The sequence below is a fragment of the Mesorhizobium sp. M1182 genome (assembly GCF_040318335.1).
In the GTDB taxonomy this organism is placed as follows: Bacteria; Pseudomonadota; Alphaproteobacteria; order Rhizobiales; family Rhizobiaceae; genus Mesorhizobium.
Genome location: NZ_JAMYMD010000046.1, coordinates 1 through 25,175, shown reverse-complemented (window position 1 = coordinate 25,175; position 25,175 = coordinate 1). Strand labels below are relative to the sequence as shown.

The following is a 25,175-nucleotide window of genomic DNA, read 5'->3' as shown; positions in this document are numbered from 1 at the left end:
CTGCCGCCCTGCCTAAGCGAGGACGGTCTGCAGCCGGGTCAGGTCGCCGATCTGCGCCATCGTTGCCTGGTAGCCGATACGGATCGCTTCGTCGGCGCGGTGGAATTCGGTCAGGCCGATATGGCTGAGCTTCGGCTGCAGCGATATGTCCGGCGGGTCGCCGGCCAGCCTGGCGCGCGAAATGCGGTCCTGGATGATGTTAAAGGCCTCGACCATGACGCCAGTAATGCCGAGCCGCGTCTCGCGCGACTGGCGTTCTGGATCGGCGTGGCCGGCCCTCGGCGCGTCTTTCTCGATGACCAGCTCGCCGGCATTGTGCTTGATCACCGCGGCGCGGCCGAACAGATCGTAGTGAAGGTTCACCGCAACCACGAGCGGCTGCTCGTAGGCACGGCAGACCGAGACCGGCACCGGATTGACCAGTGCGCCGTCAACCAGCACACGCCCATTGCAGGCGACCGGCTCGAACACGCCGGGCAGCGCGTAGGAGGCGCGCATTGCGGTGCTCAACGAGCCGCTCGACAGCCAGATCTCATGGCCGGTGCGGATTTCCGAAGCGACGCAGACGAATGGTTTTGGCAGGTCCTCGAAGCGGATGCCGGCTATGTGCTCGCGCAGCCGCGCATCGAGCTTCATGCCACCGAACAGGCCGCTGCCGCGTAGATTGAGGTCGAGAAGGCCAAAAATGCGCCGCCTGGTCAGGCTGCGCGCGAATTCTTCCAACTCGTCGAGCTTGCCGGCAACATAGCAGCCGCCGACCAGCGCGCCGATCGAGGTGCCGGCGATCATCGACACTTCGATGCCGGCTTCGTCAAGCGCGCGCAGCACGCCGATATGCGCCCAGCCGCGCGCACAGCCGCCACCCAATGCCAGCGAAATCCCTGTTTTGCCCGGAGATTTGGTTTCGGATGCGCCCGCGGCCGAGGAGAGGCCATTGGCCTCCCGAACGTCAGGTCTGTTGCGCAATGACGCCCAGTCGAGCATCACAATCTCCCTTGTCCCACGGTCATCCTACAGGCGGGCCGTATCGAAATCATGAATATACGTGGCTGAAGTGCTGCGAATGGTTCATATTGATGGTGTATTGGGCTTTCGATAGGTTTTTTCCGCATCGAACAGCGGCTTGCTGCCGTCGCTGGCAAGCGTCCCTTTGCCATCGCTCAGCCCCACCGTCCGATAAAAGCATGAACGTCGGCCGGTGTGACAAGTTGCTTCGTGACCCAGCACTTTGACGCGCAACCATATCGCGTCCTGGTCACAATCCGTGAGCATCTCGACGACCTGCTGGACATTGCCCGAGGTTTCGCCCTTCTTCCACAGCGCGTTGCGCGAACGCGACCAGTAGTGCGCGATGCCGGTCTCGAGCGTCAGCGCCAGCGCCTCGGCATTCATATGCGCGACCATCAGCAGCACGCCGTCTTCGGCATCGGTGACCACGACAGTGACGAGGCCGGCAGCATCGAAGCGCGGTGAAAGGACCGCGCCTTCCTCGAGTGCCTTCTTGTCTGTTGGAGCTTTCGGGAATTCCAATGCCGACATTCGCCGGTCCTTATCTAGCGAAGCCGGCAGGCCGATCAGATCCTGCCGCCGCGCACCATGGTGACGAAGCGGACCTGCTCTTCGGGTGTGTCCTTGAAGACGCCGGTGAAGGTTGAGGTCAGCGTGGTGGAGCCCTGCTTGCGGATGCCGCGCATGGCCATGCACATATGCTCGGCCTCAAGCATAACGGCCACACCGCGCGGATTGAGCACGTCCTGGATGACGCCGGCAATCTGCGCGGTCATCGCTTCCTGGGTCTGCAAGCGATGGGCGAAGATGTCGACGACACGGGCTATCTTGGACAGGCCGACAACCTTGCCGTCAGGCAGATAGCCGACATGCGCCTTGCCGATGATCGGCACCATGTGATGCTCGCAATGCGAGTGGAAGGATATGTCCTTGACGAGAACGAGGTCGTCATAGCCGGCAACTTCCTCAAAGGTGCGGCCAAGTTCCTCGGCTGGGCACATATCATAACCGTTGAACATTTCGCTGAACGCCTTGGTGACGCGCTTCGGCGTGTCGATCAGGCCCTCGCGGTCAGGGTTGTCGCCGGTCCAGCGCAACAAGGTGCGCACAGCGGCTTCGACTTCGGCCTCGCTCGGCCGGTCGGTGACCGGCTTTTCCATATAGGCAGACCGCGGCATGAGTTTCTTGATAACGGCGTCCATAAAGGCGTCTCCCGTAGTTCCTCTCTCAGGAGGAACGAGTTGAACGGACCACGACCTTTCGGGTGTCAGAAACTCGCCCGGTTTCCAGCCCGTAAGTGGCGTGAACAGAATTGGGTATGACGAGGTTTGTGGTCGCCTTGTCGATACCCGACTACCGCCATTATATATGTTCGTGCCGAGCGAAAGGAAGACGCCAGAGCGGCAATGACTGTTCGCTGGGCGGCGACGGATTGGAAAAATATGATCGACGATGTCTACAATGCGAAAATTCTGGGTTTTGCCGGAAACATCGCACGGATCGGCCGGCTCGACCGGCCCGACGCAACCGCACGAGCACATTCCAAGCTGTGCGGCTCGACGGTGACCGTCGATCTGAAGATGGATGATGGCGTCGTCAGCGATTTCGCGCATGACGTGAAGGCCTGTGCGCTTGGCCAGGCGTCGTCGTCGATCATGGCGCAGCATGTCGTCGGCGCCAGCGCCGAAGAATTGCGCAGCGTGCGCGAGACGATGCTGAAGATGCTGAAGGAAAACGGCCCGCCGCCCGAAGGCCGCTTCGCCGACCTGAAATACCTGGAACCGGTGCGCGACTACAAGGCGCGCCACGCCTCGACCATGCTGACCTTCGACGCAGTGGTCGACGCCATCGGCCAGATCGAGAAGAAGCGGGCGGAAGAGGCGGCTTAAACCTTGGCGAGAAAACGCCGGCTTTCGGCGAATTCCGCCCGGACCCAGTCGGCAAAAGCCCTGGCTGGTTCGGAAAGGTCATTCAGCCTTCTGGCTACTAGCCAATAGGCGCCCGACGCGACGTCGATGTCGAAAGGCTTGATCAGCGCGCCGGACGCAAGTTCTTCGCCGATCTGCAAAAGATCGCCCAGCGCGACACCATGTCCAAGCAAGGCTGCCTGCTTCGAAAGCGAAGCATCGGCCAGCATCGGGCCGCGCGCAGGCACGGCATCAGCCGTCACGCCCGCCGCTTCGAACCAGCGCGCCCAAGCCTGACGGTTTTCTTCGTGCAGCAATGTATAGCGACCAAGGTCGATCGGCTTTTCCAGAGCTGGGCCGGATGCAAGAAGTGCCGGCGACAGAACTGGGGAATCGACGACTGCGGCAAGCTGTTCGGCTTCGCTGCGTGGCCATGAGGTGGCGTGCGCACTGAAACGCAGGGCAAGTTCGGGCTGATCGCTGCGAAACTCTATCAATCTCGGGTCGACCTCAAGGGAAACGTCGATGTCGGGTCGCAACTCGCGAAAGCGGTTGAGCCGCGGCACCAGCCATACGGATGCAAGCGATGGCTCGACGCTGACACGCACCACGGACTGCGTCGGGGCCGCCGTCAATTCCGAAAGCAGCCTGTCGATGCCCTCGAAACTTCTGACCAACTGGTCGAGCAGCCGCTGGCCGGTGTCGGTCAACTCGACGCGGCGATGATGGCGGAAGAACAAAGGTTGGCGCAGGAAGGTTTCGAGCTCGCGGATCTGTCGGCTGATCGCCGCCTGCGAAACATAAAGCTCCTCGGCCGCACGGCTGAAGCTCAGGTGACGACCGGCTGCTTCGAAGCTTCTCAGAGCCGTCAGGGGGAGGTGTCCGCGCTTCATTCGCATAACTCAGAGTTATCTGACGTGGACGTTATACTCGTTTGAAGAGCAAGGCCAGCGGCGCTCTAATCGGTGCTCAAGGAGTGCCGCCATGATCCAGTTTCTCAACATTCTGGGCGATGTGATGCGGATCGCGACGTTTCAATGGTACGACGAGAAACCGCATAGGGATTGGTGCGAGGAGAGGCCGCCGACCAGCGTCGCCGTATGCCGAAGGCCGACGCCCGACCGCTATCCGGTTCGCCCTACCAGGCCATGACGGGATTGCCGGAACGGCATTGCGTTCCTGGCCCGATGCGCACATCTATCGCGTAGGGAAACGCGATGTGGAGACTGCGGTGGTCGGCCAACATCGGCATGCGCACGGCGCCAGGCCGATTCGACAAGGACGCAACTGGTCCGGCCCGTGGCGCAAGACGCCGGGCCGCGTCTTCGGCACGTCGCTTGTCCGACTTTACCAGCTGACGCTGTCCGGCTTCGTCGGCAATTCCTGCCGGCATCTGCCGACCTGTTCCGAATACGCGTACGAAGCGATCGCCCGCCACGGGCTGTGGGCCGGCGGCTGGATGGGGTTTTTCCGGGTGCTGCGCTGCGGACCGTTCGGCACGCACGGCATCGACCGGGTGCCTGAGGCACTGGCTGATCGCTACCTCTGGTTCACGCCATGGCGGTACTGGCGGATCGGGAAAAAACGTGGCGACCTGGACAGTTGACCGCAACTGTGCGGTGCACAGAGGGGTCGCTTTTTACGATCTGGTAGGGTTAACCGCAGCTTGCGCTGACATAGTGCATTTGAGACAAAATCGAGACAAGACACCTCGCTAAGCCGCTCCTGACACCCTTCAGGAGAGATTGCCAAATGCGCCGGATAGATCGTCTTCCCTTCGTTTTCGCCGTTGTTCTCTATGTCCTGGCGTGGCTGATGGGTTTTCCGATCCGTGCGCAATCAGCGCCGCTCGGGGACATCGAATGCACGACGCCGCAAGCGGCGAGACGCTGTATCGCCAAGGGACCTGTGATCAGCGCTTCAGCCCCGCCTCGACATTCAAGGTTCCGCTGGCGCTGATCGGCTATGATGCTGGAATCCTGAGCGACGAGCATACGCCAAGCTGGGAGTACAAGGCAGAGTTCAATGCCCCGAAACGGGACCGCAAGACCGTCGACCCGACGATCTGGGAAAGGGATTCGGTCCTTTGGTTCTCACGCGAGATTACGCGCCGGCTCGGCAGCAAACAGTTTGCCGGCTATGTGTCCAGATTGGACTATGGCAACACCGAAGTCTCCGGCACTGCCGGCAAGAATGACGGCCTCACCCATTCCTGGGTGAATTCTTCGCTCAAGATATCGCCGGTCGAGCAGGTCGATTTCCTGCGCAAGCTGCTGGCGCGAAAACTGCCGGTTTCGGACAAGGCCCATGCGATGACCAGCGCGATTGTCCCGACCTTCCGGGCAGGCGGCTGGACGGTGCAGGGCAAGACCGGAACGACCAGGCTCGGCGACAGCGCCGACAAGCGCTCGCTTGGCTGGTTTGTCGGCTGGGCGCAGACCGATGCTCGCAAGATCGTCTTTGCCCGCCTGGTAGTCGATACGAAACGTTCCGACACGCCAAAGGGACTCAAGACGCGGGCGATGTTCCTGAAAGATCTGCCGAATCTCCTCAGGTGACCTACATCCGGCTTTACGGCGCCGAAAACTGCCCATAAAAGACCGCTCGCCGCCGGACGCATCCGGCTCTTACTGATGCATGTCGTAGCGCCAAAACCGCTAAGCAGTCTTGGGCGACATGCATTTTACCACCCGCGCTCGTTTGCGGGACTGGATAGGAGAATCTTATGCTGAATTCCGTTTCCCTGACATTTCCCGATGGTTCCGTTCGCGATTACGACGCGGCGATGACCGGCGCCGCCCTGGCGGAATCGATCTCGAAGTCGCTGGCCAAGAAGGCCGTTGCCTATTCGATCGACGGCACGCTGCGCGATCTTTCCGACCCGATCGGCAGATCGGGCAAAGTCGAGATCATCACCCGCGAGGACCCGCGTGCGCTGGAGCTCATCCGCCACGATGCAGCCCATGTGCTGGCCGAAGCCGTGCAGGAACTTTGGCCGGGAACGCAGGTGACCATCGGGCCGGTGATCGAAAACGGGTTCTACTACGATTTTGCCCGCAACGAGCCGTTCACGCCCGACGATTTCCCGGTGATCGAGAAGAAGATGCGCGAGATCATTGCACGCAACAAGCCGTTCACCAAGGAGGTCTGGTCGCGCGAAAAGGCGAAAAGGATCTTTGCCGACAAGGGCGAGCGCTACAAGCTCGAGTTGATCGACGCCATCGCCGAGGACCAGGATCTCAAGATCTATGCACAGGGCGACTGGTTCGACCTCTGCCGCGGCCCGCATATGGCCGCGACCGGCCAGATCGGCAGCGCCTTCAAGCTGATGAAGGTCGCCGGCGCCTATTGGCGCGGCGACAGCAACAATCCGATGCTGACCCGCATCTACGGCACGGCCTGGGCCGATCAGGCGCAGCTCGAAGCCTATCAGACGATGCTGGAGGAGGCCGAGAAGCGCGACCACAGGAAGCTCGGCCGTGAGATGGACCTGTTCCACTTCCAGGAGGAGGGCCCCGGGGTCGTCTTCTGGCACGCCAAGGGCTGGAGGATGTTCCAGAACCTGGTCAATTACATGCGTCGCCGCCTCGACGAGCAGGGCTATCAGGAAGTCAACGCGCCGCAGGTGCTCGACAAGAGCCTGTGGGAGACGTCAGGCCACTGGGGCTGGTACCGGGACAACATGTTCAAGGTGACCGTTGCTGGCGACGACACCGACGACGACCGGGTGTTTGCGCTGAAGCCGATGAACTGCCCCGGTCACGTCCAAATCTTCAAGCACGGGCTGAAATCCTACCGCGATCTGCCGGTAAAACTTGCGGAATTCGGCAATGTGCATCGCTATGAGCCGTCCGGCGCGCTGCACGGGCTGATGCGCGTGCGCGGCTTTACCCAGGACGATGCGCACATCTTCTGCACCGAGGAACAGCTCGCCGACGAGTGCATCAAGATCAACGATCTGATCCTCTCGACCTATGCCGATTTCGGCTTCGACGAAATCACCGTCAAGCTGGCGACCCGCCCCGAAAAACGGGTCGGCACCGACGCGATGTGGGATCATGCCGAGGGCGTGCTGCAGGACGTGCTCGACAAGATCGCGGCGCGGTCGGGCAACCGGATCAAGACGGGCGTCAATCCGGGCGAGGGCACGTTCTACGGGCCGAAGTTCGAATATGTGCTGAAGGACGCCATCGGCCGCGACTGGCAATGCGGCACCACGCAGGTTGATTTCAACCTGCCTGAACGGTTCGGCGCCTTCTACATCGGCTCGGATTCGGAAAAGAAGCAGCCGGTGATGGTGCATCGCGCCATCTGCGGCTCGATGGAGCGGTTTCTCGGCATCCTGATCGAGAATTATTCCGGCCATTTCCCGCTCTGGTTCGCGCCGCTGCAGGTGGTGGTGGCGACGATCACTTCCGATGCCGACGATTACGCCCAGAAGGTCGTTGCGCAGCTGAAGGCGGCGGGGCTGATCGCCGAAGCCGATCTGCGCAACGAGAAGATCAACTACAAGGTCCGCGAGCATTCGCTGGCCAAGGTGCCGGTCATCCTCGTCTGCGGCAAGCGCGAGGCCGAGGAAGAAACGGTCAATATCCGTCGTCTCGGGTCGCGTGACCAGGAATCACTCGGCCTCGCAGCCGCCGTGAGGCTGCTTGCCGACGAGGCGGTGACACCCGACCGCAAGCGCCGCGCGGCCTGAACCAGTCGACGAGCAATGAATGGCGGTGGAGCGATCGACCGCCATTTTTATATTTTGTATGCCTGTCACGCCGCACGCCTATCTGGCAAATCGATCGACGTGCGCGTCGGCGACGCGCTGGCGCGACCCATGCACAAGGCAGCTTAGAGGGGCGCGTCTCAGTCGGCGCCTTCCTCGGAATCGATGGCCGAAGCCTCGGTGGCCAGAACCTCGATGTCCTGGTTGTGCCCAGCCACCACCGTAAAATCCTTCTGGTAGATGCGGTCGCGGTTCTTGGCGATGATGGTGTAGTCGCCCTCGGCCAGCACCACCGAGGCAAAGGCGCCGACGGTTTCCTTGATCGGATCGCCGGATTCGTTGAGCAGGGACCAGGAGGTGTCGGCGATCGCCTCGCCGCCTGGTTCGCGCACCAGCTTCATGGTCATCTCGGCGGCACGGTGCTCGACGGTCGCTTCGGTCAGCTTGCCGGCCTCGACGCGGATGTCGGAGCGGATGACCGCGTTCACCGCGCCATAGGTCGACACGACGTGGTAGGTGCCGGCATTGAGCCGCACGACGCTGTTCGGCTCGACATCGGGTATGATCAGGGCGCGATCGCCATCGGCCGCGGCGTGGCTCTCATAGATCGAGAAGCGCAGCTTCTTCGGCGGTATGCGTACCCCGCCGGACAGCACTGCATCGAGCTTGAGGCCACCGGCATCGAGCACGAGGCTCTCGCGCTTGGCTTCCTTGCCGACGGTGATGCGCTTGGTGGCGCCGGCCCGCCCGTAGGAGGCGTGGACCAGATACGAACCCGGCTCGAGCTGGAATATGGCGGTGCCGCCATGAGAGGAGGCGACCATCGTCAGCTTGCCGTCGCTGGCCGATTCGGGTTTGAAGACGCGCCAGACTATGCCGCGCGTGATGTCGGCGCCCTTGTCGGTCAATTGCGCCGACAGCGTGATCGCCCCGCTGCTGCCCAATGCCAGCGATGTCTCGCTTTTCGGAGGTGCATAGCCCGAAATTCCGGGAAGCTTCAGCTCGCCAAGGCCGTCCACATCCTGGGCGACAGCAAGCGAAACCGGCACCATCAACAGTGCGGCAGCGAGCCATATCAGGAAAAGACGCAATGTCCCCTCAAACATGCCTTGCGTTGAAGCCCAAGGCGGTGGCAATTTCAAGGCTTAAGAGTCCGGTCGGCTTCTGCTACAGGGCTCTTTGTCCGGCGCGCCGCGCCAATGCCCAAGCCGCCCGATGTCCCGATGGTGCGCTTCAGCTCAAATTCCAGGAGACTTGCGCCCATGGCGTCGCCGATCATCGATTTTCTGCTGACCCGAAATTCCGCGCCGATCCCGGATTTGAAAGAACCGGCACCGGGCGATGCGGAGATCGCGACGATGATCGCCGCCGCCTCGCGGGTGCCGGACCACGGCCGGCTGGAGCCTTGGCGTTTCATCCTCTATCGCGGCGAGGCTCGCGTCGATATCGGCAAGAAGCTGGCAGCACTTGCCGAACAGCGCGAAGGGCCGCTGCCGGAAGGCCGCCGCAACCAGGAACTGGCGCGCTTTTCGCGCGCGCCGCTGGTCATCGGCGTGATTTCTATCCCCAGGGAAAACCCAAAGATCCCGCAATGGGAGATGTTCCTGTCCGGCGGCATGGCGGCGATGAACCTGATGCTTGCCGCCAATGCGCTGGGCTACGGCACCAACATGATCAGCAACTGGTATTCCGACGTGCCCGAGGGCAGGGCGATCCTCGGCCTGGCGCCGCATGAGCGGGTCGTCGGCTTCGTCCATATCGGCTTCTACCAGGGGCCAGCGCCGGAACGACCGCGGCCCGATCCGGCAAAGCTCTATGCCGACTATTCAGGGCCGTGGGTGGGATAATTCCGGCGCGGAACAGACCCCTAAGGATCAAGCTCCGATGCCTTGGCTCGCGCCAGGAGCCGCTCTGCGAGCTTGAGATGCGGCCGATCGTACATCTTGCCGTCGATGCCGACGACGCCTGGATTTCCTGCCGCCTCGAACGCCTCGACGATCGCCAGGGCGCTTTTCACCGCTTGCGCCGAAGGCGTGAAGGCGGCGTTGATGACCGGCACCTGCGCCGGATGGATCGCCATCTTGCCGGTGAAACCGTCGCGCTCGGCCTCGGCGCATTCGGCCTCGAAGCCGGCCATGTCGCGAAAATCCGGAAAGACGGTGTCGATTGCCGCGACTTCCGCGGCACTTGCGGCAAGCATGGTCATGGTGCGGGCGAGGCGGAACACATCCGTGTAGCGGCCGTTCCCGTCGCGCGTCGCGCGTGCGCCGATTGCCGCCGACAGATCTTCCGCCCCCCAAGTGACGCCGACAAGCCGCGCGCTTGCCTTGGCGTAGGTTGCAGCGGCCATTACGCCGGCTGCGGTTTCGGTGATGATCGGCAGGATCCTTATCGCGCCATCCGGCAGGCCGCTTTCGGCTTCGTGCACCCTGAGCTTGGCCGAGAGATGCTGGACATCCAGTCCGCTGTTCGACTTAGGCAGCATGATGCCGTCTGGTTTCACCGGCACGAGCGCCGCCAGATCGTCGTCGGTCAGTCCGGTCGAAAGATCGTTGACGCGAACATAGATCGCGGAGCTGGTCCGGTGCCTGTGCGCGGCGATGAAACGCGCCGCTGTGTCGCGTGCCAGACCTTTGTTCTGCTCGGCAATCGAATCCTCGAGGTCGACGATGACCACGTCGGCGCCTACGCCAAAGCCCTTCTCCAGCTTCTTTTCCGAATCGCCGGGAACGAAGAGCAGAGAACGCATCGGCTATGCCTTTTTCATCATCATGGCTTGCCTCGTGCATTTGGCAACCAGCACATCGTTCTGGTTATAGGCGCGGTGCTCGAACTCGACGATGCCGCGGTCCGGCTTCGACCTGGATTCACGCACCGAAACCACCGTGGTCTCGACGCGAATGGTGTCGCCATGGAAGACGGGATGCGGAAACACCGTCTCCTTCATGCCGAGATTGGCGATGGTGGTGCCGACGGTGATGTCGTTGACTGAAATGCCAATCATCAGGCCCAGTGTGAACAGCGAATTGACCAGCGGCTTGCCCCATTCGCTCTTCGCCGCGAAGTCGAAGTCGATGTGCAGCGGCTGCGGGTTCAACGTCATCACCGAAAACAACATGTTGTCGCTTTCGGTCACGGTTTTGCGCAGCGTGTGCGTGAACACTTGGCCGACAGCGAACTCCTCAAGATAAAGCCCGGCCATGGTCGATCTCCTCCGCTGCTTCAGGGTTGATAGGCGTTGCATATCGCGCTCGCAAGCCAGTTAACGAACATGGTGAACCGTTCGTAAACCATTTGTGCCTACGGTCTCCACCAGGGTCAGAAGCGTTCTGGCAAGGGGCGTAAGCAGGCGACATGGTCGTTTCGCATTTCCTGAAATGGATCCATACGGCGAAGGTGTCGGAGCGTGCTGCGGCGGCAACCGCGCTGGCTCGCGCCTATGTCGACTCGGACCTGCCTTTCGAGGACCGCTGCGCTGCGGAGGCGGCGCTGACGCTGCTGCTCGACGACGCATCGTCGAAGGTGCGACTGGCAATCGCCGACGCGCTTTCCATGAGCCACCACGCGCCGCCGCAGATTGTCAGCGCGCTGGCGTCGGACCAGCCCGAGGTGGCCGCTTTGGTACTGGCGCGCTCGCCGCTGCTTACCGATGCCGACCTGATTGATCGGGTTGCCGGCGGCCAGAAAGCGACGCAGAAGGTGATCGCCGACCGGCCGCGTGTCTCGATGTCGGTTGCGGCGGCGATCGCCGAGATCGGTGAGCCGGAGGCTTGCACCACGCTGCTCGCCAACAGCGGCGCCGACATCGCATCCGTCAGCTTTCGGCGCATGGCCGAGCGTCACGGCCATCTGCCTCTGGTGCGCGAGGCGCTGATCGCCGACACCCGGCTGCCCGCCGACTGCCGGCATATGCTGCTGGTCAAGCTCGGGGAGATGCTCAAGGGGTCGCCGCTGGTGCTGGCGCTGATGGGCGCCGCCAGGGCCGAGCGCGTCACGCGCGATGCTTGCATCAAGGCTTCGCTGACGCTGATCGAAGGCACGCGGACAGAGGAACATACCGCACTTGTCGAACATCTGCGCCTGCGCGGCGACCTGACCGCAAGCTTCGTCGTCCGCACCATTGCGCACGGCAAGGTCGACTTCTTTGGTTCGGCGCTGGTCGCGCTCAGCCAACAGTCCGAACAACGGGTGAGAGCACTGCTGGCCGGCGGCCATGACATAGCGTTGCAGGCACTGTTCCGCAGCGCCGGGCTTGCCGCCGCCACCCACGCCATCATTCTGCGCGCGCTGAAGGTCTGGCGCGAGGTCGCCAATGGCAAACGCCTCGCCGGCGTCCAGGAAGTGAGCTGGCTGATGCTGAAGGAATTGGGCGGACAGTCCGCCGAAGGCGATCTCGCCGGGCTGGTCAAATCGATCCATCTCGACGCGCTGCGCGAGAACGCACGCGGGCACGCGCTGGCGATCGCCGCTGCCTAAACCCGGTCCTTCGCGAAAAAATCCGGAAAATCCTCGATCGCGGCGGCAATGATGCGCAGCGAGGCGGCGATCTGCAGCATTTCGGCCGCGACGCTGCGCTCCGCGATGCCTGCTGCATACTGCCTGGCGACTGCGACGGTCGCCGTCTGCGGCTCGCCGGGACGCCTGAACAGCAGTTCGCGTGCCAGACCGCGCAGGAAATTGGCGATGGAAAGTGCTGTTTCAGGCGGGATCGCGGAACTTTGCTGCGCGTTGCGCAGCCGTAGGATTTCGAGGCCGACGGTAACCGCAGCTATGCCGCCGCCGAGAACCGCGTCGCCTTTCTTGCCGGCGTTCTGCAGCAGTGGCATCAACTGGTTGATCCGGTCGTAGGCAAGGCTTTCGAAGGCCGATCGCCGCGGCAGGCGGTCGTGCAGGCAAAGGCGTGCAAGATCTTCGCGCATGGTTTGCAGGATGCGGTTGACTGTAACCCAAGGGTCGGCGGGCAGCACGACGGCGAAGACGCCGATCGCCAGAAGAATGCCGACAAGGACCGCTGCCGAATTGGCGAGGAACGGCTCCGGATCGTAGGTCATGACCTGATGTGGGCTGAGGAAGGCGAGGAAATTGATCGCAAAGGCCGTTGCCACGCCGACGTAACGCGGATTGGCCATGCCCAGTGCCGCTGGCACCAGGATCGGGACGACGAAAACCGCGAACCAGCCAAAGCCCGGCAGCGCTGGAAGTGCTATCTGCCCGACCACAAACGCGAACGGCAGGGCGAGCAACGTGCCCTCGAAGAAGTTCCATGCCGACCGGATCGGATCGGCGCGCGCGGCGAACAAGCTGGAGACAACGGCGACCAGAATGACCGTGCCGGTCGCGTCCGACCATTTCGTCGCCAGCCAGAAGCCGGCGACCAGGAGCGTGGCGATTGCTGCGCGCACGGCATTGCGCGATGCCGCACGGTAATCGCGGTGCACCACCAGCGCTGGCTGCCGCCGTTCGCGACTGGCACGAGACGGGGGAGAGCGGAGTGCATCCAGGCCGCGCAGCACTTGCTGCATTGCCCCGGCGAAGTCGGCGGCAATGGTTAGACGGGTGACAGTGCCAGCCCAGTCAATGTCTTGCCCGGCCGCGATGTCAGGCATCTGTCGCGCCTTGCCGGCGATTGCGTCGAGCCGCGCCACCCAGGGCGCCGTATCGTCCAGCGCGCCCGGCTTGGCTACCAGTTCGCCGACAACGGCCTGCAACTCGGCGCGAACTGGGATGAGGGCTGCATTCTTCGGCGCGGCGTGGGCATGCAGCGCACGCGCCGCCGACAGGGCCGACAGAAGCTGGCCGATGGTACGCCGGACCGGATAGGCGCGGGTGGCGAGGCTCGGCCCTTCCAGCCTTGCGTAGGTGCGCATCTCGCCGAGCGTCTGGACATCGCCGATCAGCTTGCGGTGCAGCCCGGCAAGCTTTTCCGCATCGCCGCCGGAAAAAGCGCCGTCCGCATAGGCCGCCAAGTCGAGAATGCTGCGTTTCAGTCTTGAGATGATGGCGTCGGCGGCCAGTTTCGGCAGGATCAGCCGGCTGGTCAGCGCAGCGCAGACGATACCAAGCACGATTTCCGCGCAGCGCGCCACGGCGAGATCGATGACGAGGTGCGGCTGGCCGAAAGCCGGCAGGCCGATGATCATCGCGGTGTAGCCGGCAAGCGCCGCGCCATAGGCTTCCGGATTGCGTAGCAGCGACGAGACCAGCGAGCAGATGCCGATCCAGACGGCAAGAACTGCAACCAGCAACCAGGGGTTGGCATCGAAAACAGTGGTAATCCCGATCGCCGCCAGCGCGCCGGCAAGCGTGCCGAGGAGACGATAAAACCCCTTCGCCAGCACCATGCCGGCGACCGGCTGTGCGACGATGAACACCGTCATCATCGCCCATTGCGGGTGGTCGAGCTTCAGCGCATAGGCGGCCAAAATCGCGATGAGGCCGGCCGAAACGGTGCGCAGGGCAAAGATCCAGTCCGAGCGCGTCGGCCGCGTCAGGCCAGCGATCCGCGTGCCGATATCGTCCTTCAGCCGCGCCCAGGTCAAGTGCTCGTCTCCAGCTCAGAAGGCCAAGCTAGCGGCGGGAGCTCAGATATCCAGCACTTCCGTCTCGGCGAATTCCGCGCGTTCCTGGATGAAGCGGAAACGGGCCTCGGGCTTGGTCCCCATCAATGCGTCGACCGCATCCTTGGTCGCCGCCTCGGCATCGATAACGTCGACCCTGAGCAGCGTGCGCTTTTTCGGGTCCATGGTGGTTTCCTTGAGCTGGGCAGCCATCATTTCGCCCAGCCCCTTGAAGCGGCCGATTTCGACCTTGCCGCGCCCGGTGAATTCGGTGCGCAGGAGTTCGTCCTTGTGCGCATCGTTGCGGGCATAGGCGACCTTGCCGCCTTGCCGGATCGAATAAAGCGGCGGCACCGCCAGATAGAGATGGCCGCCGCGGACCAGGCTCGGCATCTCCTGGTAGAAAAAGGTGATCAGCAACGAGGCGATATGGGCGCCGTCGACGTCGGCATCGGTCATGATGATGACCCGGTCGTAACGCAGGTCCTCGTCGCGATATCTCGAGCGCGTGCCGCAACCAAGCGCCTGGATGAGGTCGGATATCTGCTGGTTGGCGGCAAGCTTGTCGTTGCCGGCGCTGGCGACGTTGAGGATCTTGCCGCGCAGGGGCAGCACCGCCTGGCTGGCGCGGTCGCGCGCCTGCTTTGCCGAACCGCCGGCCGAATCGCCCTCGACGATGAACAACTCGGCACCGGCGGCGGCATTCTGCGTGCAGTCGGCGAGCTTGCCGGGCAGGCGCAGCTTGCGCACCGCACTCTTGCGCGACACTTCCTTTTCCTGGCGGCGGCGCACCCGCTCGTCGGCGCGCGCGATCACCCATTCGAGCAGTTTCGAAGCCTCCTGCGGATTGTCGGCCAGCCAGTGGTCGAACGGGTCGCGGATGGCGCTTTCGACGATGCGGATCGCCTCGATCGTCGCCAGCCTGTCCTTGGTCTGGCCGACGAATTCCGGTTCGCGGATGAACACCGACAGCATGCCCGCCGCCGAGATCATCACATCCTCGGAAGTGACGATCGAGGCGCGCTTGTTGCCGACCAGGTCGGCGTAGGCGCGCAAGCCACGCGTCAGGACGTTGCGGAACCCAGCCTCATGCGTGCCGCCCTCCGCGGTCGGGATGGTGTTGCAATAGGAATTGATAAAACCGTCGCCGCCGAACCAGGTCACCGCCCATTCGAGCGAACCGTGGCCGCCCTGCTTCTCGCTCTTGCCGGCAAACATTTCACGGGTCACCTGGAATTCGTCGCCGAGCGAGGCTTTCAGATAATCCTTGAGGCCGCCCGGAAAATGGAATTCTGCCTTGGCCGGCGTCGTGTCCTTTTCCCTGATCAGCGACGGATCGCAGGTCCAGCGGATTTCGACACCGCCGAACAGATAGGCCTTTGACCGCGCCATGCGGTAGAGCCGCGCCGGCTCGAAAGCAGCACCCTTGCCGAAAATCTGCTCGTCTGGATGGAAGCGGATCTTCGTGCCGCGGCGGTTGTGCACCTCGCCGAGCTGCTCCAGGCCGGTCACAGGAATGCCGCGCGAGAACTTTTGCCGATAAAGTTTCCTTCCCAGCGCCACCTCGACCTCGAGATGGTCGGACAGCGCGTTGACGACGGAAACGCCGACACCGTGCAGGCCGCCGGACGTCTCGTAAACCTTGCTGTCGAACTTGCCGCCTGAATGCAGCGTCGTCATGATGAGTTCGAGCGCCGGCTTCTTGAATTTCGGGTGCGGATCGACCGGAATGCCGCGGCCGTTGTCGGTTACGGACAGGTATCCGTCGGCGGAAAGCTCGACATCGATGAAGGTCGCATGGCCGGCGACCGCCTCGTCCATCGAATTGTCGATGACCTCGGCGAACAGATGGTGCATCGCCTTGTCGTCGGTGCCGCCAATGTACATGCCCGGGCGGCGGCGCACCGGCTCTAGGCCCTCCAGCACTTCGATGTCGGCGGCGCTATAACTCTCGCTGGCGTCGCGGGACGCCGTCGGCCGCTTCGCCGCCTGGACCAGCGGATCGGCAGGGCGCGCGGCGCGAGCCGGCTGCGGCTGCTTGTCGAATTTGGCGAAAAGATCGTTATTGTCGTCCATGCCGGTCCTGGATTCCGATGCTGCGAATCACCACCCGATACTGCCACGCTTTTGGCGGGCAGGCGACGGAGGTTCCTGTTACGTTCGAGGATAGGGCCTCTTACTGCAAAACCATTCGACAACCAAGCGGCGGAAATGGGGTCGAGGGTGGAGCATCGACGCTTTGTAAACCCTGTCCGAAGGTTACGCCGCAAGATTGGCTGAAAAAACGGTATTTGCGGACTGTCGCTGACCTATAATGCAGCGGAACCCTCAAGAGGCTGTCGCTTAAGCATGTTGGATTACAGTTCGCTCCTGCTCGCGGCGGCGCTGTCGGGCACGTGCCTTAGCATCACCATGTTTGCCATCTGGTTCAGCGCGCCACAGGCACGCTTTGTGCTGACGGTGGCGTGTGGCATTCTCGTGCTCGTCGCACATGTGGTGTTGTTCTGGCATTTCACCAGGGATCCAAGCGCCTGGCTTTGCCAGATCGTGCTTGTGCTTCTCAGCCTCGGCTTCCTGATCATCTGCCTGTCGGCCATGCAATACCTCGGCATAGGCGACTACAGGCGAGCCATCTTGCCGACCTTGGTTGCGATGGCCGTTTGCGCGGGCGCGACGTATCTCGGGTTTGATGGTGTCGGCTTTATTGTCACCTACGCGACGGTAACGGCGCTGCTCTCGCTCATCGGGGCGATGTTCTGGATTGAGGGTGGTCACGATCGCCGGATATTGCTGGTCGTCTCGTTCCTGAGCGGCGTCTGTGCCCTGTCGTTCGGACTTTGCGGCGCGGCCCTGCTGGTCAAGGGCCAATGGGTGCTGGGTGTAGCACCGGACAATTGGGCCGAGCGGGTGAATTCCGTCGTGGCCGTCGCCTGCATGACCGGGCTCGGCGCATTGACGCTCTCCCTGCACCATTTGCAGGCGCAGATCGAACTGAAGGCCGAGACGATGACCGATCCATTGACCGGGCTGATGAATCGGCGGGCGTTGACGGCACTCTACGGCGAGCGGGTCTTCGGTCCGTTCATGTCCGTTGCCATGTTCGACCTCGACCATTTCAAGAGGACGAACGACGTATTTGGTCACCCGGTCGGCGACCAGGTTCTGTGCCGCTTTGCCGCCGTCATCAGGAAATACGCCCGGACCGGCGTCGACGCCTTCCGGTTGGGCGGCGAGGAATTCGTGCTCGTCATATCGCGGATGACGGAAGAGAAGGCCTATGACATTGCGAGCAAGATCAGCGTCGCCTTCGGCACGGAAGTCGTGGCCACCCAACTCGGTCCGTTGCGAAGCACAGTCAGCGGCGGCATCGGCTTTGGCGGAACAAACGGCACCGGTCTCGACGATGTGCTGGCCGAAGCCGACGCAGCACTCTATGCGGCAAAGCGCGCCGGGCGAAATCGCGTCGTCGTTCGGGACCGGGCGAGCAAGGCCGACGGGCCGGCCTTGCGTTCTGCCTGATTGAGGTTTCTATCTGCTTGTTAGACCCAGTCCGAAAACCGGATTCCACTTTTCGGGATCATGATCTATTCCGCCGCACCCAGATATTCCGACAGCGGCGGGCAGGAGCAGACAAGGTTGCGGTCGCCGGCGACATTGTCGATGCGTGACACCGGCGGCCAGTATTTTGCCGCGGTGTCGGCATCGCCGGCGGGGTAGGCCGCCTCCAGGCGCGAATAGGGATGGGTCCACTGGCCGGCCAATGCCTCGGCGGCGGTGTGCGGCGCGTTGACCAGAGGATTGTCGGCCAACGGCCATTCGCCCTTCGCCACCTTGGCTGCCTCGCCGGCTATGGCGATCATCGCCTCGCAGAAACGATCCAGCTCGCGCTTGGGCTCGGACTCGGTCGGCTCGACCATCAGCGTGCCGGCCACAGGGAACGACATGGTCGGCGCGTGGAAGCCATAGTCGATCAGCCGCTTGGCGATATCGTCGACGCTGATGCCGGCGCTGTCCTTGAGCACGCGGGTGTCGAGGATGCATTCATGCGCAACGCGTCCGTTGCGCCCTTTGTAAAGCAGGGGGAAATGCTCGCCGAGCCGCGTCGCCACATAGTTGGCGGAGATGATCGCCGTCTCGGTCGCCTGCTTCAGGCCGGAAGCGCCCATCATGCGGATATACATCCAGGTGATCGGCAGGATGGAGGCACTGCCGAACGGTGCCGCCGCCACGGCATGGGCCGAGCCTTCGGTGACGTGGCCGGGCAGATATGGCTTCAAATGCGCCTTGACGCCGATCGGGCCGACGCCGGGGCCGCCGCCGCCATGCGGGATGCAGAAGGTCTTGTGCAGGTTCATGTGGCAGACATCGGCGCCGATATCGCCGGGACGGGCGAGGCCGACCAGCGCGTTGAGGTTGGCGCCGTCGAAATAGACCTGGCCGCCATGGCTGTGGACGAGGGCACAGAGATCGCGCGCGCCTTCCTCGAAGACGCCATGCGTCGAAGGATAGGTGAACATCAGCGCCGCAAGGTTGTGCGCATGCTCGGCCGCCTTGGCCTGCAGGTCGGCCGTATCGATATTGCCGTCCTCGGTGCAGCGCACGACGACGACGCTCATGCCGGCCATGGCAGCACTTGCCGGATTGGTGCCATGCGCCGAGGACGGGATCAGGCAGACGGTGCGATGGCCTTCGCCGCGCGACAGATGATAGCCGCGAATGGCGAGCAGCCCGGCATATTCGCCCTGGCTGCCGGCATTGGGCTGCAGGGTCACCGCGTCGAAGCCGGTGATCTCGGCCAGCCAGCCTTCCAGCTCGTCGATCATGGCGCGATAGCCTATCGAATGGTTTGCCGGCGCGAAGGGATGCAGGTTGGCGACATCAGGCCAGCTCACCGGCATCATTTCGGCGGCGGCGTTGAGCTTCATGGTGCAGGAGCCGAGCGGGATCATAGCGCGGTCAAGCGCCAGGTCCTTGTCGGCCAGCCGGCGCAGGAAGCGCATCATGTCGGTTTCCGAGTGGTTTTCGCGGAAGACGGGCTGGGTGAGGAACTCCTTGCCGCGCGGCTTTCCTGGCATGGAAGTGCCGGCGGCAACGCCGGCCTTGGCGCCGAAAAGTGCTGCGATCGCGTCCAGATCGGCCTCGGTGGAGGTCTCGTCGAAGCTGATGCCGACACGGTCGGCGTCGATGACGCGCAGCAGCCGACCGGTCTTCTCGGCGGCGGCGGCGATGGCGCCGGCTTTGCCTTTCACTTCCACGGTCACAGTGTCGAAGCGGCTTTCGCCGAGTACCGAAACGCCTGCTGCCTTGAGGCCGGCAGCCAGGCGGTTGGCCAGCGTGTGGACGCGGCCGGCAATCGCCTGCAGCCCGGCAGGGCCATGCCAGATCGCGTAGGCCGTCGCCATATTGGCGAGCAGCGCCTGTGCGGTGCAGATGTTGGACGTCGCCTTGTCGCGGCGGATATGCTGCTCGCGTGTCTGCAAAGCGAGGCGATAACCGGGACGGCCCTTGCTATCCGTCGACTGGCCAACGAGCCGGCCGGGCATCAGCCGCGTCAGCCTGTCGGAGACGGCGCAATAGGCGGCGTGCGGCCCGCCAAAGCCCATCGGCACGCCAAAACGCTGCATCGGACCGACGGCGATGTCGGCGCCAAGCCTGGCCGGCGCATCGGTCAGCGTCAGGCCAAGCGGGTCGGCGATGAAGACGACCAGCGCGCCGGCCGCGCGGGCCTTGTCGATTGCTGCCTTGTGATCGCCGTAGACGCCGAACGTATCGGGCCAGGAGACCAGCAGGGCGGCGGTGTTGTCGTCGATCACCTCGCCGTCCACCTCGATGCCGAGCGGCTCGGCACGGGTGCGCACGACGTCCAGCGTCTGCGGGTGCGGCGTGCCGGCCAGTGCCACCTTGGTGCGCTTGTCGCGATGATGGCGCAGCGCGATGCCAACCGCTTCGGCCACCGCCGTCGCCTCGTCGAGCAGCGAGGCCGATGCCACCGGCAGGCCGGTCAGTTCCGTCACCAGTGTCTGGAAGTTGAACAGCATTTCCAGCCGGCCCTGACTGATCTCGGCTTGGTAAGGCGTGTAAGCCGTATACCAGGCCGGGTTCTCGAACAGGTTGCGCTGGATCACCGGCGGCACGTGGACGCCATGATACCCGGCACCGATGAAGCTCTTCAGCACCGTGTTCTTTGCCATCGTCGCCGCGAGCTCGGTCAGCGCTTCCGCTTCGCTTGCGGGGGCGGGCAGGGCCAGCGGCCGGTCGAGCCGGATCGACTTCGGCACTGCCTGACTGATCAGGGTCTCGACCGAAGGAACGCCGATCGTCGCCAGCATGGCTCTGACGTCATGGAGGCCCGGGCCAATATGGCGAGCCGAGAAGGGGTAGGGTGCTGCGGTCATCTTCCTGGTCCTGCTATCAACCAATATGGGCTTTGTAAGCGGCTTCATCGAGAAGTCCGTCGAGTTGGCGCTCATTGGCCAGCTTCATCTTCCACAACCAGCCGTCGCCGGTTGCCGCCGAATTGACGAGTGAAGGATCCGATGACAGCGAGGTGTTGGCCTCGGTGATCTCGCCGTCGACCGGCGCGTAGACATCCGATGCGGCCTTGACCGATTCGACCACCACGGCGGTGTCGCCCTTGGCCAGCTTCTTCCCCGGCTCCGGCAGTTCGACGAAGACGAGATCGCCGAGCTGCTGCTGCGCGTAATCGGTGATGCCGACCGTGGCGATGCCGCCCTCGACGCGCAGCCATTCGTGATCTTCGGTGAAATAGGTCTTTGCCATTGAAATCATCCTTTGCGGTAGCGATGGGGCGTGAAGGGCAAGGGGTGGATGTCGACCGGGATTTTCGTCCCGCGGACATCGGCGAACAGTTTTGCGCCGGATTTGGCAAGCGGCGTCTGGACGTAGCCCATGGCGACCGGATGACCGGCCGAGGGGCCGAAGCCGCCTGAGGTGACATGGCCGGCAGGATTGCCGTCGGCATCGAAAAGGGCAGCACCGGCGCGCACCGGCTGGCGGCCTTCCGGCTTCAGGCCGACGCGTTTTTGCGCCGGACCACGCTCCAGGATGGCGCGCAGCGCATCGGCGCCGATGAAGGCGCCAGAGGCGCGAACCTCCTTGGGGATGGCCCACATCAGCCCGGCGCTGGCCGGATCGATCTCCGGCGTGATGTCCAGCCCGTGCAGGCACAGTCCGGCTTCGAGCCGCAGGCTGTCGCGGGCGGCAAGGCCGACCCACATCACCCGCTCGTCCTCGAGCAGCCTGGCGACGAGGTTTCTTGCATCCGCTTCCGGCAGGCCGATCTCGAAGCCGTCTTCGCCGGTATAGCCGGACCGGCTCATGAACCATTTTTCGCGCGGCTCGATGCCGTGCATGAACACCAGCGAACCGGTCTCGATGCCGGCGCGGGAAAGGGCAGCCCACGCCTCGGGGCCCTGTATGGCCAGGAAGACGCGGTCGAGCGCATCCACTTTTACATCGAAATCGCCCTCTGCATCGAAATTTTTGGCCAGTGCGCGCAGATGCTTTTCGTCGGCGGCGGCGTTGCCGGCATTGGCGACCATCATGAAGCGCTCGGCGCCGAGCCTGGTGACGATCAGATCGTCCAGAATGCCGGCCGCCTCATTGAGGAAGAACGTGTATTTGGACTGGGAAACCTCAAGTGCGCCGGCATCGAACGGGCAGGCGCGGTTCAGAAGCGCTGCTGCCCCCGTACCGCTGATTTCGAACAGCTTCATGTGCGAGATGTCGAACAGGCCGGCATGCTCACGGCTGTGCAGGTGCTCCTTCATCACGCCGGCCGGATAGGTCAGCGGCATCGACCAGCCGGCGAAGGCGCCAAAGCGCGCACCAGCTGCCATGTGCAGATCTTCGAGGGGAAGGTGTTTGGTATCGTCGCCCGTCATGTCATCTCCAGAGTCGCACGCAAGCGGCCGCGAATGGCGACCAGTCCGTGCCCCTCTGTCTGAAGCCTGAGAGACTCGCGCCCCGTAACTCTGTCGGCAGCGCTTACACCTTCGGCGCGGGGGCAAGCCCCGACTTTCCAGAGTGTCTTTCCCGTCTACGGTTCTTTTGCCTGAGAGATTTCGGGCGATTTCCCCTTCGGCGGCAGCTCTCGCTGCTCTCTCCCACAAACAGGTAGGACTCGGTCAGGAGCCCTCGACTCGTCATCCATAGCCCGTGGACGACACCTTGTCACCTGCCGGCGACATTTTTACTGCCAGGTCTTCTGCGGGCCTTCTTTACAGGCAAGCCTTCGCTAACCACGCCGCTTGCCGGTTTCTCAAGACCTTGCCGATATACCGCATAAGGGCCGGCAATTACCGGCGGCGGGCGGGGAACAGAATGGGCGAATTGATCATGAGCGCGCCGGTGGCCGGGCTGACCTCGAAAAATCGGATCACGGCGGAAGACGTGGTCATGCTGCGCGGCGAAGTGTTCGGCGACGGCGTGGTAACGCGCGGCGAGGCCGAGGCGCTGTTTGCGCTGGATGCAACGGCGAGGGACAAATGCGCAGAATGGCTTGAGTTTTTCGTCGAGGCCGTCACCGATTTCATCGTCCACCAGGAAAAGCCGGCGGGCTATGTTTCGCAGGACAATGCCGACTGGCTGATCCGGACGATTTCGCGCGACGGCATGGTCGACAGCCAGACCGAACTCGAGCTGCTGGTGCATGTGCTGGAAGTTGCCAAATCATCGCCGAGCACGCTTTCCAGCTATGCGCTGGAGCAGGTCGCTCATGCGATCGTGGACGGCAAGGGGCCGCTGATGACCGGTGGCAGGCTTATCCCTGGGTCGATTGCCAAGGCTGAGGTCGAGCTGTTGCGCCGCATCCTTTACGCCTACGGCGGCGATGGCAACATCGCCATCAGCCGCCCCGAGGCCGAGGTGCTGTTCGAGATCAACGAGCGGACAGCGGCGGGCGACAACGATCCGTCCTGGAACGATCTGTTCGTCAAGGCGATCGCCAATTTCGTCATGTGTTCGGCCGGCTACGAACCGCCGGTGCGCGACGTGGCGCTGCGCCGGGATTCGTTCTTCGAGCAGGCCGATCCGGAGATCGGCGGGTTCTTCAGCCGCATGGTATCGGGCGGCCTGTCCGGCATCATGGAAGCCTATCGCTCACCCGGCGATATCGAAGCCGAGTGGGAGTCCAAGAACAAGGCAGCCGAGGCTCTGGCCCGCCGCGCCGAGACGGTCGATGCCGGCGAAGCGAAGTGGCTCGCCGAACACATCGGCGACCGGCCGCTGCAGGAGAACGAGCGCGCGCTGCTGACGCTGATCAAGCACGCCTCGCCGGAAATCCACCCGGCGCTGAAGCCGCTAATCGACAAGGTCGCGTAAGCAGTCGCGCGACGCTATTGTTTGGCGGGCTCCGGCTTGGCGCTGGTGTCGAACCGCGACATCCATTTGAAGCTGCCGAACCAGTAGCGGCGCACGCCGCCTATGGTGCCGTCGGCGGTGCGCGCGCCGATCCAGTTGTTGACGTATTGGACGAGGCGGACATCGTCCGGGCGCATCGCAAACGCCTCCGGCGTCCGCAACAGCGGGCCGCCCACCATCGTCAACTTCGCGTCATAGAGCCTGGCGGCCATCTGCGGCGTCGGCGATGTCGCGACCATTGCCTGTGCGTCGCCGCCGATGATCGCGGCGAAAACATCAGAGGTATTGTCGAAAGACAGGATGGTCGCCTTGGGAAAAGCTTCCTTCGCGGCGGCTTCATCGGTGGAATTGGACAGCACGGCGATCTTGTATCCCGGCGCCGCCACTGCCTTGCCCGGCCTTTTCCCAAGACTGGCGATCGTCGCAACCAGGCGGATATCGGCAGTGCCGGTCTGGTTGGAGAACACCACCTCGCGTGCGCGTTCCGGCGTGCTGGCGTAGCCCGCCGCGATCATGTCGAAATCACCCTTGAGCAGTCTTGTCTTGAGGTCGTTCCAGGGCACCTCGACCAGCTTCAGGTCGACGCCGAGATCAGACGCCAGCGCACTGGTCAGGTCGACATCATAGCCGGCGAACTTCCCGTCGGCCTTCTTGAGGATCCATGGCGGGTTGAGCGCCACGCCGACCGTCAGTGTCTTCTGGTCGATGATGCGCTTGAGGCTGTCGTCCGCCCGGGCTGGCAGCAGCGACAAAGCCAACCAGGCAGAAAGGGCAAGTATAGTTGTGGCGATCGTCTTAGCGCGCATTAATATAACCTCGCTGAGCCTGTCCGGTCGTCAGATTTACACAGAGGTGCCATTCTGTCGATAGCGGACCCTGATGGAGAGTTGCGATGTCGGCACGGATGGCGGTTACCGGTTCGATGATGTTCCTGGTTTGCCTCCTGGGCAATCCGGCGAAGCTTTCGCTGCTGCCGGCGGCAGCGCAGGCTGCGGGGGCAAAACGCGTGGTCTGCTCCAGCGCCGACTACCGCTATTCCTATTGCGGGGTCGATACGCGCCGCGGCGTGCAGTTGACCTCCAGGCTGTCGAAGGCGCGTTGCGTATACGGTAGAAGCTGGGGCTATGACGGCGGCGGCATCTGGGTCGACAATGGTTGCTCGGCCGAATTCGCAGTCGCCGGCCCCAACCGCAATCCCTCTGCTGGCGACGTCGCCGCAGCCATTATCGTCGGCGGCGTGGTAGGTGCCATTCTCGACAACGGCGATTCGCATCGCCATCATTCCGATAATTACTATCCGAAGCCGCGCCCGCGCCGTTACGACCAATGGATCGATCCGACGCCGCAATTCGACAATCAGGGCAACCCCAACTTCGATACCCACGGCAACTACCAGGGACCGCATGGGCTGGGCAAGCTTGTCACCCCTGACGACAATCCTGACCTGAATCCGGCCCTGCGCAGCGACGGCGACGACAGCGACGACGACAGTTAGATGAAGCTTGGGTCAGGTTTCGGTGGATAGTGTTGAAAAAGTCCGGGTTGCAGCAGTCCTGAAGCACTTCTCTATTCGGCATGTTGAGGTCAAGCGCTTTCGAGCTTGCG

General features: G+C 63.2%; 22 protein-coding genes, 1 pseudogene and 1 riboswitch. Of the genes and pseudogenes, 10 read left to right on the top strand and 13 right to left on the bottom strand.

What is annotated here, in order from left to right; all coding sequences use genetic code 11:
- Positions 1 to 12 precede the first annotated feature (12 nt).
- The 3 genes from NKH33_RS30285 to folE form a co-directional block, all read right to left on the bottom strand.
- Positions 13 to 984 carry a patatin family protein gene (locus NKH33_RS30285; protein WP_023678882.1) on the bottom strand — a complete coding sequence of 324 codons (972 nt, stop codon included), beginning with the start codon at positions 982 to 984 and terminating at the stop codon, positions 13 to 15.
- 84 nt (positions 985 to 1,068) lie between these two features.
- Complete coding sequence (gene hisI, locus NKH33_RS30280) at positions 1,069 to 1,539, bottom strand: phosphoribosyl-AMP cyclohydrolase (RefSeq protein ID WP_352923026.1); 471 nt, start codon at positions 1,537 to 1,539, stop codon at positions 1,069 to 1,071.
- 35 nt (positions 1,540 to 1,574) lie between these two features.
- The gene (gene folE, locus NKH33_RS30275; protein WP_352466975.1) at positions 1,575 to 2,210 is read right to left on the bottom strand and encodes a GTP cyclohydrolase I FolE; all 636 of its coding nucleotides are present in this window, start codon (positions 2,208 to 2,210) and stop codon (positions 1,575 to 1,577) included.
- A 240-nt stretch (positions 2,211 to 2,450) separates the two neighbouring features.
- Here folE and NKH33_RS30270 point away from each other — a divergent pair, with 240 nt between their 5' ends.
- Positions 2,451 to 2,897, top strand: coding sequence for an iron-sulfur cluster assembly scaffold protein (locus NKH33_RS30270; protein ID WP_023678879.1), 447 nt, complete (start codon positions 2,451 to 2,453; stop codon positions 2,895 to 2,897).
- On the opposite strand, the gene NKH33_RS30265 is transcribed toward NKH33_RS30270, so the two are convergent.
- Positions 2,894 to 3,808 carry a LysR substrate-binding domain-containing protein gene (locus NKH33_RS30265; RefSeq protein ID WP_352500847.1) on the bottom strand — a complete coding sequence of 305 codons (915 nt, stop codon included), beginning with the start codon at positions 3,806 to 3,808 and terminating at the stop codon, positions 2,894 to 2,896. The two genes, NKH33_RS30270 and NKH33_RS30265, sit on opposite strands and share 4 nt — an antisense overlap.
- 91 nt (positions 3,809 to 3,899) lie before the next feature.
- Here NKH33_RS30265 and NKH33_RS30260 point away from each other — a divergent pair, with 91 nt between their 5' ends.
- The 4 genes and pseudogenes from NKH33_RS30260 (at position 3,900) to thrS (ending at position 7,614) form a co-directional block, all read left to right on the top strand.
- The gene (locus NKH33_RS30260) at positions 3,900 to 4,067 is read left to right on the top strand and encodes a hypothetical protein (RefSeq protein ID WP_352473909.1); all 168 of its coding nucleotides are present in this window, start codon (positions 3,900 to 3,902) and stop codon (positions 4,065 to 4,067) included.
- A 79-nt stretch (positions 4,068 to 4,146) separates the two neighbouring features.
- The gene (yidD, locus tag NKH33_RS30255; protein ID WP_352451412.1) at positions 4,147 to 4,521 is read left to right on the top strand and encodes a membrane protein insertion efficiency factor YidD; all 375 of its coding nucleotides are present in this window, start codon (positions 4,147 to 4,149) and stop codon (positions 4,519 to 4,521) included.
- A 146-nt stretch (positions 4,522 to 4,667) separates the two neighbouring features.
- A pseudogene (gene blaOXA / locus NKH33_RS30250) lies at positions 4,668 to 5,473 on the top strand (class D beta-lactamase).
- Between the two features lie 167 nt (positions 5,474 to 5,640).
- Positions 5,641 to 7,614, top strand: a complete 1,974-nt coding sequence (gene thrS / locus NKH33_RS30245) for a threonine--tRNA ligase (protein WP_352923024.1) — start codon at positions 5,641 to 5,643, stop codon at positions 7,612 to 7,614.
- 158 nt (positions 7,615 to 7,772) lie between these two features.
- Here thrS and NKH33_RS30240 read toward each other — a convergent pair whose 3' ends face one another.
- Positions 7,773 to 8,738, bottom strand: a complete 966-nt coding sequence (locus tag NKH33_RS30240) for an RgsD C-terminal domain-containing protein (protein ID WP_352923021.1) — start codon at positions 8,736 to 8,738, stop codon at positions 7,773 to 7,775.
- 156 nt (positions 8,739 to 8,894) lie between these two features.
- Here NKH33_RS30240 and NKH33_RS30235 point away from each other — a divergent pair, with 156 nt between their 5' ends.
- Complete coding sequence (locus NKH33_RS30235; RefSeq protein WP_352923019.1) at positions 8,895 to 9,479, top strand: nitroreductase family protein; 585 nt, start codon at positions 8,895 to 8,897, stop codon at positions 9,477 to 9,479.
- A 20-nt stretch (positions 9,480 to 9,499) separates the two neighbouring features.
- Here NKH33_RS30235 and NKH33_RS30230 read toward each other — a convergent pair whose 3' ends face one another.
- Positions 9,500 to 10,381, bottom strand: a complete 882-nt coding sequence (locus NKH33_RS30230; protein ID WP_352540658.1) for an HpcH/HpaI aldolase/citrate lyase family protein — start codon at positions 10,379 to 10,381, stop codon at positions 9,500 to 9,502.
- Positions 10,382 to 10,384: 3 nt separating this feature from the next.
- Positions 10,385 to 10,876 (bottom strand): MaoC family dehydratase, encoded by a 492-nt coding sequence (locus NKH33_RS30225; RefSeq protein ID WP_502901046.1) that lies wholly within the window; start codon positions 10,874 to 10,876, stop codon positions 10,385 to 10,387.
- Positions 10,877 to 10,986: 110 nt separating this feature from the next.
- Here NKH33_RS30225 and NKH33_RS30220 point away from each other — a divergent pair, with 110 nt between their 5' ends.
- Positions 10,987 to 12,108, top strand: a complete 1,122-nt coding sequence (locus NKH33_RS30220) for a DUF2336 domain-containing protein (protein ID WP_352923016.1) — start codon at positions 10,987 to 10,989, stop codon at positions 12,106 to 12,108.
- Here NKH33_RS30220 and NKH33_RS30215 read toward each other — a convergent pair.
- Together NKH33_RS30215 and parE are read right to left on the bottom strand one after the other, a co-directional pair.
- Positions 12,105 to 14,171 carry an FUSC family protein gene (locus tag NKH33_RS30215; protein ID WP_352923014.1) on the bottom strand — a complete coding sequence of 689 codons (2,067 nt, stop codon included), beginning with the start codon at positions 14,169 to 14,171 and terminating at the stop codon, positions 12,105 to 12,107. The two genes, NKH33_RS30220 and NKH33_RS30215, sit on opposite strands and share 4 nt — an antisense overlap.
- A gap of 42 nt (positions 14,172 to 14,213) precedes the next feature.
- A complete protein-coding gene (parE, locus tag NKH33_RS30210) occupies positions 14,214 to 16,265 on the bottom strand; it encodes a DNA topoisomerase IV subunit B (protein WP_352923011.1) in 2,052 nt (683 codons plus the stop codon).
- 273 nt (positions 16,266 to 16,538) lie between these two features.
- Between parE and NKH33_RS30205 the strand changes: the two genes are divergently transcribed.
- On the top strand, positions 16,539 to 17,708 hold the full coding sequence (locus tag NKH33_RS30205) for a GGDEF domain-containing protein (protein ID WP_352923008.1): 1,170 nt from the start codon (positions 16,539 to 16,541) through the stop codon (positions 17,706 to 17,708).
- A 65-nt stretch (positions 17,709 to 17,773) separates the two neighbouring features.
- Here NKH33_RS30205 and gcvP read toward each other — a convergent pair whose 3' ends face one another.
- From gcvP to gcvT, 3 genes are read right to left on the bottom strand one after another with little or no spacing between them, the layout of a single operon-like run.
- The gene (gene gcvP / locus NKH33_RS30200; protein WP_352923005.1) at positions 17,774 to 20,584 is read right to left on the bottom strand and encodes an aminomethyl-transferring glycine dehydrogenase; all 2,811 of its coding nucleotides are present in this window, start codon (positions 20,582 to 20,584) and stop codon (positions 17,774 to 17,776) included.
- 16 nt (positions 20,585 to 20,600) lie between these two features.
- Positions 20,601 to 20,969, bottom strand: coding sequence for a glycine cleavage system protein GcvH (gene gcvH, locus NKH33_RS30195; RefSeq protein ID WP_352451343.1), 369 nt, complete (start codon positions 20,967 to 20,969; stop codon positions 20,601 to 20,603).
- 5 nt (positions 20,970 to 20,974) lie between these two features.
- Positions 20,975 to 22,093, bottom strand: coding sequence for a glycine cleavage system aminomethyltransferase GcvT (gene gcvT / locus NKH33_RS30190; protein ID WP_352473893.1), 1,119 nt, complete (start codon positions 22,091 to 22,093; stop codon positions 20,975 to 20,977).
- Between the two features lie 148 nt (positions 22,094 to 22,241).
- Positions 22,242 to 22,328: riboswitch (glycine riboswitch) on the bottom strand.
- A gap of 204 nt (positions 22,329 to 22,532) precedes the next feature.
- Between gcvT and NKH33_RS30185 the strand changes: the two genes are divergently transcribed.
- Positions 22,533 to 23,531, top strand: coding sequence for a hypothetical protein (locus NKH33_RS30185; RefSeq protein ID WP_352923002.1), 999 nt, complete (start codon positions 22,533 to 22,535; stop codon positions 23,529 to 23,531).
- Positions 23,532 to 23,545: 14 nt separating this feature from the next.
- On the opposite strand, the gene NKH33_RS30180 is transcribed toward NKH33_RS30185, so the two are convergent.
- Complete coding sequence (locus tag NKH33_RS30180; protein WP_352923000.1) at positions 23,546 to 24,376, bottom strand: transporter substrate-binding domain-containing protein; 831 nt, start codon at positions 24,374 to 24,376, stop codon at positions 23,546 to 23,548.
- Between the two features lie 86 nt (positions 24,377 to 24,462).
- On the opposite strand from NKH33_RS30180, the gene NKH33_RS30175 reads away from it, so the two are divergent.
- On the top strand, positions 24,463 to 25,065 hold the full coding sequence (locus NKH33_RS30175) for a DUF3011 domain-containing protein (RefSeq protein ID WP_352922997.1): 603 nt from the start codon (positions 24,463 to 24,465) through the stop codon (positions 25,063 to 25,065).
- Positions 25,066 to 25,175 lie beyond the last annotated feature (110 nt).